The following is a 263-nucleotide window of genomic DNA, read 5'->3' on the forward strand; positions in this document are numbered from 1 at the left end:
GGTGCGCATGCACGTATTCGAAAAGGCACGGGGCGAGCTTCAAGCAGCGCTAGCCGAATTCGATGGCGCGATCAACACCGAGGAAGTACGCGCCGAGATTGCGCAGCGCGCAGTTGACATCACAGGAGCGGCATCTGCGTTCCACTCGGCAATGGATGAGGCAGAAACAGAAGCCCGATCCAAGACGCAAGAACTAGAAGACACGAGCCGAAAGTTGAAGGACGGCGCGCAGCATGTGTCAGAAAAGCCAGTCGGGCACCGTG

1 protein-coding gene is annotated in these 263 nt (G+C 58.6%); it reads left to right on the plus strand.

Annotated elements, in window-relative coordinates; all coding sequences use genetic code 11:
• A partial coding sequence (locus tag AC1RPX_RS08005; RefSeq protein WP_481763368.1) for a hypothetical protein occupies positions 1–263 on the plus strand: 263 nt, incomplete at both ends.

The organism is Dellaglioa sp. CoH-56-MRSF-14 (assembly GCF_056782115.1).